Raw genomic sequence first — 9,009 nt, forward strand, 5'->3', positions numbered from 1 at the left:
TTATTCCAAAATACGAGCTTTTTTACATAAATCTTTAAAAGCTCGTTCAACGACTGCACATTTAACAGTCGTAGCAGCTTTTCTGCCAACTAACAATAAATTATGTTTCGTTTTTAATTGATTTTGATTCAATCTGTACGTTTCTCTAAGCAGACGCTTTAAACGGTTTCGTGTAACAGCATTGCCAAGTCGCTTACCGGCTGCAAAACCAACTTTGCTCTGCGGTTCTTTTACAGATAAGACATACAAAACCATATACCTGTTTGCATATGATTTTCCATATCGATAAACACTTTGAAATTCTCTGTTTTTCCGCAGAATTTTCTGCTTGGATAATTTATACATAATGGATCCTCATTCCGCCAAATGGAAAAAATAGGTCACCGGAGTGACCTAATATTATGCAGATAATTTTTTTCTGCCTCTAACACGTCTTCTTTTTAAAACGAGACGACCACCTTGGGTCTTCATGCGTTCACGAAAACCATGCGTTCTTTTTCTCCAGAGCGTATTTGGTTGATAAGTACGTTTCATATCTCAAGCACCTCCTTGCCACAATACAAAAAACAATCGAATAAAGTTAAAATCACTATGCCTATTTATCACAAATTTTAACTATAAAAATTATAGACTACATAGCCGCTAGTGTCAAGAAAATTAAGGTGCATATAAACATAAAACTGTGGATATTTCTCGATCTTTTCTTTATTTTCTTTAAATACCTGTTGATAACTTCGCTCTATTTTGGTAATATATCTTTAGCTAGTTGTCCACATTTTCTACAACTGTTGCCATTTTATACCGAAAAGCTTTGATTTATTAACAAAATTTAACACTTATCCACAATTTTATCCACAGCTGTAAAAACAATTGCCAATCCTAGTGAATACAAAGCTTCGTGAAAATATTTTTTTCCGATTTTGTATTTTTTTTCGCCTTTTTTCCGTTTTTCTTTAATAAGATATCCACACCTGTGTATAAAATTGTGGATATCTTATTAAGATGTTAATAAATATTGTTTATATCTCGTTTTAGAAAGGATTTTCTCTATGGATCAAACTCAATTAAATGCCAACTGGGAACAAATTTTAACAAAATTAGAAGACTCCCTTTCCCAAATCGTTTGTGAAACTTGGTTAAAACCACTTATTCCACTTTCTTTGACGACAACAACACTCGAACTTGGTACACCGACTGGTTTTTCAAAAGAATGGATTGAAAAACATTATATTCCATTTATCGTTGATGCTAGTTATGAGGTTACCAAAGCACGACTGGCAATTGATATTACCAGTCTAAATACAGAACTAAACAATAATCAGTCAGAAATTCCCCTTCCACAGACATTATCAAGACCGGCCGCTTCCCTGCAAGAACAAAAGGATGCGGCAAATATATCTTATCAGGTTCCATTTCAGACTACGATGCTGGATGATCAAAACCAGCCAATCCTCCAGCCAGAAATTCCTTCCCCCATTGCTCCTGGCGATTCATTTTCCCTCAATCCAAAATATGTTTTCGAAACTTTTGTAACGGGTAATTCCAATCGATTCGCCCATGCAGCCGCACTTGCTGTAGCCGAATCCCCTGCGAAAGTTTATAATCCATTTTTTATGTACGGCGGTGTAGGTCTTGGAAAAACCCATTTAATGCACGCCATCGGTCACAAAATAATTCAAAATCACCCTGAAATGCGTGTTTTATACATTTCAAGTGAAAAATTCACCAATGAGCTTATAAACTCCATCCGTGATGGTAAACCAGAAGCTTTTCGCCAGAAATATAGAAATATTGATGTATTGCTCGTGGATGATATTCAATTTTTATCCAAAAAAGAACATACTCAGGAAGAATTTTTTCATACTTTTAATACTTTGCATGATGCAAATAAACAAATTATTATATCAAGCGACCGCCATCCTCGTGAAATTCAAACACTAGAAGACCGCTTGCGTTCAAGATTTGAATGGGGGCTTATTACTGATATTCAGGCCCCTGATCTTGAAACACGAATAGCAATTTTACGAAAAAAAGCATTAATTGAAAGTTTAAATGTTCCAAATGACGTAATGGTATACATTGCCAGCCGAATCGACAATAATATTCGTGAGCTCGAAGGAGCCTTAACACGTGTAGTTGCTTATGCTTCTTTGAATAACCAGCTTGTGACAAATGAACTGGCTGCTGAGGCTTTAAAAGATGTCTATCCAACTGACAAAACAAAACAAATTACACTCGAACTTATTCAGGAGATCGTTGCCTCTTATTTTAAAATAAAAGTAGATGAACTACTCGTAAAAAAAAGAACCAGAAATCTTGCTTTTCCGCGGCAAATAGCCATGTATCTATGCCGCGAATTGACTGATAGTTCACTGCCACGCATCGGTGAGATGTTTGGTGGACGAGATCATACGACCGTAATTCATGCTCACGATAAAATATGCAGAGAACGAAACGAAGATATAAAACTCAATAATATTATCAAAGAGCTGATTCAACGAATTGAAAGCATGTAGTGTATAACTCTGTGTATAAGTCTGTCGTTTTCCTGTAGATGAAATGTTTGTAAGTACTTATCCATAAATTACCTGTGAATATGTGGATAAGTCACCTTATATTTATAAACAAGTTACTAACAGTCAAAATGTTAATAACCCGATTGTATTTCTTACTTATCAACATTTCCACAGGCCCTACGACTACGACGACTATTTTTTTATTATAAATATAACAAGTAATAATATATAAGAAGGAGGACAAAAATGAAATTTACCTGTCCTAAAGATGAGCTTGTTCAAGCTGTTCAAATTGTGTCTAAAGCTGTATCGAGTAAACCACAAATGCCTATTTTATCTGGAATTTATTTAAATGCTACGAATAATACCTTAGAATTACAAGCTACTGACTATGAAATAGGGATTACCTGTAAAATTGATGCCCAAATTGATGAACCAGGGGCAATTGTATTATCTGGCCGTTATTTTCAAGAAGTAACACGAAGACTACCAGGAGAAAATGTAGAAATTATTTCAAATCGTGCTGATCAAACGGTTAAAATATCATCCAATACAGCCGAATTTAATTTATTAAGTTTACCAGCAAATGAATTTCCTACCGTTCAACAATTAACAGGAAATATTACGTTTCAGATTCGCGATAACATTTTTCGTGATTTAATTAAAAAAACAGTTTTTGCGTGTTCAACAGATGAAGCACGTCCTGTTTTCACAGGTTGTCTTCTTGAAGTAAATAATTCAGACGTAGTGATGGTAGCAACAAATACACATCGCTTATCTATAAAACGCGAAATTTTAGATGATTTTACGGGTAATATTAAAATCATTATTCCATCAAAAATACTAAATGAATTAACAAAAATAATGATCTCCGAAATTCCTTCGAATGTTACTGTCAATTGTTCCTATAATCAAATTAGTTTCGCTTTCGATAATGTTTACATAACATCTCGATTGATTGAAGGACAATTCCCTGACTATCAACGCGTTATTCCACCAGAATTTAATACAAAAATTAAAATAAATACGCATGCTTTTCAGTCGGCTGTAGATCGTGTTTCTTTAATTTCTCGTGCGGGTGATTATAATATAATTCAGCTGGTATTTACTGAAAATAAAGTTGTAATTACCTCGAATAACCCTGATATCGGAAAAGCTGAAGAGTCTGTCCCTGTATCAATTGAAGGTCCGGAAATCGACATCGCTTTTAATGCAAAATATGTAACTGATATCCTAAAAAATATTGAAAGTGAAATTTTTTATTTTTCCCTAAATAAATCATTAACACCAGCTAATATTAAACCTTCAGATGATGATACCTATAACTATATTGTTACACCAGTTCGGACAAATTCTTAAAACAGAAAATATAATTTTAAATGAATTTCAGGGACAAGGGACACTCCTTTGTCCCTGAAATTCAATATTTTTTAAATATTAGGGACATATAGAGAAGGAGAGCTTATAATGGAAAATATCGAGATTAAAACCGATGTCATACAAATGGACCAGCTTTTAAAATGGGCTGGAATTATTGAATCTGGTGGTCAAATGAAATTTATGATTGAAGATCAGGTTATTAAATTAAATCAAGTTCTCGTGACGGAAAAACGAAAAAAAGTATTTCCTGGCGATATTTTGGAAATTAATGGTGTTGGAACTTGGAAAGTAGTTAAAGTACAGGGTGAATAGGCATGAAAGTCAAGAAACTTACTTTACACAACTATCGTAATTATCGAGATTTAAAATTGCAATTTGATAAAAATATTCATATTTTTTTAGGCGAAAATGCACAAGGAAAAACGAATATCATCGAAGCCATTTATTATGCTGCTATGGGACATTCACATCGCACAAATACGGATCTGGATCTGATTCGTTGGGATGAAAAAGAAGGTTTTGTGCAACTTGATTTTGAGAGACTTGATGTTGAGAATCAATTAAAATTTCACTTCAGTCAGGAAAAAAAGAAAAGTATTATTTATAATGGGCAGACTATTAAACAAAAAGATTTGATCGGGGCGATCAATGTAGTTTTGTTTTCCCCAGAAGACTTGTTTTTAATTAAAGGATCACCAGCAGGGCGGCGTCGTTTTCTTGATATAGAGATATCACAGGCAAGTCCTGCTTATTATCATGAGCTGACGAAATATACACATATTGTTGCGCAGCGAAATATGCTTTTAAAAAAAATCAGGGAGCGCCGGGCAAAAAGTGATATGCTCGATAACTGGGATCCACAATTAGAAAAATCTGCGGCGATCATAGTGCATAAGCGATTGGATGCGGTAAAAAAACTTAATATGCTGGCGAATCTAATGCATAGACGTATCTCGACAAATCGCGAAAGCTTAGAAATTACGTATGAAATAAATGGAATAGAGAATGGTATGACAGAGGAGTTCATTTCATGGTATAATAGTAAATTGAAAGAATCTCGTGAAGTGGATATTTTACGTGGTAGTACAAGTATTGGTCCACATCGTGATGATATGGTTTTAAATGTGAATCAAATCAATTTACGCTCATTTGGATCGCAAGGTCAGCAGCGGACTGGTGTTCTTGCATTAAAGCTGGCTGAATTAGAATTCATTAAATCTGAAACAGGAGAATATCCCGTTTTACTATTAGATGACGTTATGAGTGAACTTGATGCTGCTAGGCGTGAGCAATTATTGCTTTTTATTCAGAAAGAGCGGATTCAGACTTTTATTACAGCAACCGATCAGGCTTATTTTCCAAAAGAAAAAGTAGGTCAATATCATATAGTGTCTGCTGGAACGATAGTGGGGTGATAATTTGGGATTTAGTAAAGCACGATCGTCCCGATTTGAGAAAGTAAATTTGATAATCCCAAAAATGATTCATTCAATTGGTGTGAATAAACAATATAAATCTCAATTGATTTTTTTTTATTGGTCAAAAATTGTTGGTCATGATATTGCAATGCAGTCAAAACCCGCGGAACTTGAATATGGAATTTTGTTTTTGACTGTAAAAAATTCAGTTTGGTCACATCATTTATCCATGATGAAAATTGACATTATTGCTAAGATTAATCATTTTATCGGTGAAGCATTGGTAAAGGATCTTCGTTTTCGTAATTATGAATTTGATAGTACCGCGAAAACAATTGAAAAAAATAATGAAGGACCTAATCTTGGTAAGTTTTTACGACATGTGACATTGGAAAAACAGGAAATAGAACAGGTGAATCGACAATGTGAGTCTATTCAAGATGAAAATTTGCGGGCGCAGCTTGTACGTTTGTATCAAAAAAATTTAAAACTGCACAAACTAGAAAAGCAATATGAATGGCATCCTTGTGAAAAATGTCAGGTCCTTTGTCCGAAAGAACAATTGTATTGTAATATTTGTGAGCGTGAAAGTAGACATGAGGTCGAGGCTAAAATTCGTAAGATTCTTAGCGATGTACCATGGGCTCGTTATGCAGATATTTATAAATACATTTCGTGCAGTCAGGATATGGTAAACAAAGAGCGTGTTAAAATGATGCAAAAACTTGTGACGCAAGTTGATCCAGAAGATACAGCTAGTATGGACGCGAAGACGTTAACCATGCTGTATCGATGTATTCCGCCTGACCAGTTAAATGAAGATATTATAAAGAAGACATTATATAAATTTAGGCATGATTTGCCATTTCGAAAGACCTTGAAAAAAATTAATAAAAATAGCCCTAAGCAAACAAAAGCAAAAGAATTCAGGAGGACAAATCATGTTTCTGCATCTCGGAAGTGATACAGTGGTCGCATTAAAAGATGTGATTTCGATTAATGATTTTAAAAGTTTTCGTTCTTCAGTGAATCGTGAATTTATTCAAAAAATGCGTGCGAAAAAAAAAGTAATTGATGTTTCAGAAAATCAGCCGAAATCGCTTATTGTAACGAAATATAAAATATATTTATCGGCAATATCTTCTGTTACTTTAAAAAAACGTGCTGATACAATCTTTGATAATGATGGCGCATTTTGATTATTGCTATAGCGGGGAAAGAGTATATGGAGGTTTTTTATGAGTAAGAATGATGAAAATAAGAATGATGATGCAAATTTGGAGACAGTTGAAATTCATCTTGACGAAGGTAGTGCTGAAGTTTCAGCGGTTGAGGGTGATTATGGTGCGCAGCAGATTCAGATATTAGAGGGTCTGGAAGCTGTTCGTAAACGTCCAGGAATGTATATAGGAAGTACTTCCAGCCGCGGACTTCATCATCTCGTTTATGAAGTAGTCGATAATAGTATTGATGAAGCCTTAGCAGGTTATTGCAGCCATATAGAAGTAACGATTCATCAAGATAATAGTGTTACGGTTGTTGATAATGGGCGAGGAATTCCGGTTGATATGCATGAAAGCGGCAGACCAGCTCTTGAAGTTGTATTAACTGTATTGCATGCTGGTGGTAAATTTGGCGGCGATGGTTATAAAGTATCTGGTGGACTTCATGGAGTAGGGATATCGGTTGTAAATGCACTCAGTTCTTTACTTGAAGTTGAAGTCAAAAGAGATGGAAAAATATATAATATGAGTTTTTCCAAGGGCTATACCGCAAGTGCACTCAAAGTTGTCGGTGATACGGATGAAAATGGAACAAAAGTTCATTTCGTGCCGGATGTTGAGATTTTTGATGAAGTTGTATATGATTATGACATTTTGAAACATCGTTTGCGTGAGTTAGCTTTTCTAAATCAACAAATCACAATTACTCTGACAGATGAACGTGATGGGCATAACGAAATTTTTTACTTTGAAGGCGGAATTCGTTCTTTTGTGGCCCATTTGAATCGCAATAAAGAAGTTATAAATACGGATCCTATTTATTTTAATGGTACGAAGAATACGACCGTTGTTGAAATCGCAATGCAGTATAATACAAGCTATACGGAAAATATTTATAGTTTTGTTAATAATATTAATACAGAAGAAGGCGGAACCCATTTAGCTGGTTTTAAAATTGCTTTGACTCGTGCCGCAAATGATTTTGCCCGTAAACAAAATATATTGAAAACGTCTGACGATAATTTAACGGGTGAGGATATTCGTGAAGGCATTAGTTGTATCATCAGCTTGAAAATTCGCAATCCACAGTTTGAAGGTCAGACCAAAACAAAACTCGGAAATTCTGAAGTTCGTGGTATTGTGGATTCGATTGTCAGTGAAGGTCTTTCTGAATTTTTTGAAGAAAATCCAGCCATTACGAAAAAAATTATTGAAAAATCGATTATGGCATCTAGAGCGCGTGAAGCAGCGAGAAAAGCTCGTGAACTTACACGACGTAAAAATGCTTTGGAAGTTAGTTCGCTTCCTGGTAAATTGGCAGATTGCTCGATTAAAGATCCAATGCAGACTGAAATTTATTTAGTCGAAGGGGACAGCGCCGGTGGTTCAGCAAAACAGGGGCGTGATCGTAGATTCCAGGCTATTTTGCCACTTAGAGGTAAAATACTCAATGTAGAAAAAGCTCGACTGGATAGAATTTTAAATAATGATGAAATTCGTACGATGATTACTGCTTTTGGCAATGGTATCGGCGAGGAATTTGATTTAACAAAAAGCCGCTATGGTAAGATTATTATCATGACAGATGCGGATGTCGATGGTGCTCATATTCGTACTTTGTTATTGACGTTCTTTTATCGTTATATGCCAGAACTTTTGACAAATGGACGTATTTATATCGCACAGCCACCTCTTTACCAAGTGCGAAAAGGAAAGCAGCACTGGTACACGTATAGTGATGATGAACTGGCTGCCAAACTCGATGAAATTGGTCGTGATGGTATTGTTGTGCAGCGTTATAAAGGTCTTGGAGAAATGAATCCGGAACAGCTATGGGAAACAACTATGGACCCTGAAGGTCGTACTGTTTTGCAAGTCAAACTTGATGATGCGGAAGCTGCGGATAGTATTTTTACGATTTTGATGGGCGATAAAGTAGAACCTCGTCGTAAATTTATTGAAGATCACTCCCATGATGTACGTAATTTAGATATTTAACTTGTTGTCTATATTTGACATTAGAAAATTTTTATGGTAGTATGAGAGTATAATTCCTGCAAGGGGAGTAGCTGAACGATCGATTATCGTCAAGACGGGTGAGAACTCCGGTACGATCGGCATTAATTTGTAAGTAAGACCTTGTCTCATGTCATGTATTTGGCTGAGGCAAGGTTTTTTGTTTAACTGTTCGAAATAAACCACCGGCTTAGCCGGCGGAATCGACGGTTTTGACTTTAGTCGAAAAAAAATCCCTGTTACAATAAATGCAGGTCTAGCCAACCGCATAAAAAATAACAGGGAGGTCTTTATCATGCAAGATAAAGATATACAAAGTTTAGAACATACTAAGTGGAGATGTCAATATCATATTGTTTTTGCGCCTAAATATCGTCGGATGGAAATTTATGGAGAACTGAAAAAAGATATTGGTTGGATATTAAGAAAGTTGTGTGAAGATAAAGGAGTAGAAAT

General features: G+C 35.2%; 10 protein-coding genes. 8 read left to right on the plus strand and 2 right to left on the minus strand.

The genetic code is table 11. The features are described from left to right. Together rnpA and rpmH are read right to left on the minus strand one after the other, a co-directional pair. On the minus strand, window positions 1–345 hold the full coding sequence (gene rnpA / locus F606_RS0118265; protein ID WP_019555334.1) for a ribonuclease P protein component: 345 nt from the start codon (window positions 343–345) through the stop codon (window positions 1–3). 54 nt (window positions 346–399) lie between these two features. Next, window positions 400–534 carry a 50S ribosomal protein L34 gene (gene rpmH / locus F606_RS0118270; RefSeq protein WP_019555335.1) on the minus strand — a complete coding sequence of 45 codons (135 nt, stop codon included), beginning with the start codon at window positions 532–534 and terminating at the stop codon, window positions 400–402. A 515-nt stretch (window positions 535–1,049) separates the two neighbouring features. Between rpmH and dnaA the strand changes: the two genes are divergently transcribed. The 8 genes from dnaA to F606_RS21645 all read left to right on the plus strand — a co-directional run. Next, window positions 1,050–2,516: a chromosomal replication initiator protein DnaA gene (dnaA, locus tag F606_RS0118275; protein ID WP_019555336.1), complete on the plus strand. Its 1,467-nt coding sequence runs from the start codon at window positions 1,050–1,052 to the stop codon at window positions 2,514–2,516. A 246-nt stretch (window positions 2,517–2,762) separates the two neighbouring features. Continuing rightward, complete coding sequence (gene dnaN, locus F606_RS0118280) at window positions 2,763–3,875, plus strand: DNA polymerase III subunit beta (RefSeq protein ID WP_019555337.1); 1,113 nt, start codon at window positions 2,763–2,765, stop codon at window positions 3,873–3,875. Window positions 3,876–3,983: 108 nt separating this feature from the next. Next, window positions 3,984–4,208: an RNA-binding S4 domain-containing protein gene (locus tag F606_RS0118285; protein WP_019555338.1), complete on the plus strand. Its 225-nt coding sequence runs from the start codon at window positions 3,984–3,986 to the stop codon at window positions 4,206–4,208. Window positions 4,209–4,210: 2 nt separating this feature from the next. Further along, window positions 4,211–5,311, plus strand: a complete 1,101-nt coding sequence (gene recF, locus F606_RS0118290) for a DNA replication/repair protein RecF (protein ID WP_019555339.1) — start codon at window positions 4,211–4,213, stop codon at window positions 5,309–5,311. A gap of 64 nt (window positions 5,312–5,375) precedes the next feature. Next, entirely contained in the window at window positions 5,376–6,278 is a 903-nt protein-coding gene (locus F606_RS0118295; RefSeq protein ID WP_407635985.1) for a DciA family protein, read from the plus strand. Next, the gene (gene remB / locus F606_RS0118300; protein WP_019555341.1) at window positions 6,256–6,513 is read left to right on the plus strand and encodes an extracellular matrix regulator RemB; all 258 of its coding nucleotides are present in this window, start codon (window positions 6,256–6,258) and stop codon (window positions 6,511–6,513) included. Before F606_RS0118295 ends, remB begins: the two co-directional genes overlap by 23 nt. 39 nt (window positions 6,514–6,552) lie before the next feature. Then, a complete protein-coding gene (gene gyrB / locus F606_RS0118305) occupies window positions 6,553–8,535 on the plus strand; it encodes a DNA topoisomerase (ATP-hydrolyzing) subunit B (protein ID WP_019555342.1) in 1,983 nt (660 codons plus the stop codon). A 313-nt stretch (window positions 8,536–8,848) separates the two neighbouring features. Next, a partial coding sequence (locus F606_RS21645; RefSeq protein WP_019555343.1) for a transposase occupies window positions 8,849–9,009 on the plus strand: 161 nt, incomplete at its 3' end.

It is taken from the genome of Propionispira raffinosivorans DSM 20765, assembly GCF_000381065.1.
In the GTDB taxonomy this organism is placed as follows: Bacteria; Bacillota; Negativicutes; order Selenomonadales; family Selenomonadaceae; genus Propionispira; species Propionispira raffinosivorans.

Coding starts and splice junctions, on each gene's coding strand:
- rnpA (WP_019555334.1), bottom strand. CDS start 345: ATGTATAAATTATCCAAGCAGAAAATTCTGCGGAAAAACAGAGAATTT.
- rpmH (WP_019555335.1), bottom strand. CDS start 534: ATGAAACGTACTTATCAACCAAATACGCTCTGGAGAAAAAGAACGCAT.
- dnaA (WP_019555336.1), top strand. CDS start 1,050: ATGGATCAAACTCAATTAAATGCCAACTGGGAACAAATTTTAACAAAA.
- dnaN (WP_019555337.1), top strand. CDS start 2,763: ATGAAATTTACCTGTCCTAAAGATGAGCTTGTTCAAGCTGTTCAAATT.
- F606_RS0118285 (WP_019555338.1), top strand. CDS start 3,984: ATGGAAAATATCGAGATTAAAACCGATGTCATACAAATGGACCAGCTT.
- recF (WP_019555339.1), top strand. CDS start 4,211: ATGAAAGTCAAGAAACTTACTTTACACAACTATCGTAATTATCGAGAT.
- F606_RS0118295 (WP_407635985.1), top strand. CDS start 5,376: ATGATTCATTCAATTGGTGTGAATAAACAATATAAATCTCAATTGATT.
- remB (WP_019555341.1), top strand. CDS start 6,256: ATGTTTCTGCATCTCGGAAGTGATACAGTGGTCGCATTAAAAGATGTG.
- gyrB (WP_019555342.1), top strand. CDS start 6,553: ATGAGTAAGAATGATGAAAATAAGAATGATGATGCAAATTTGGAGACA.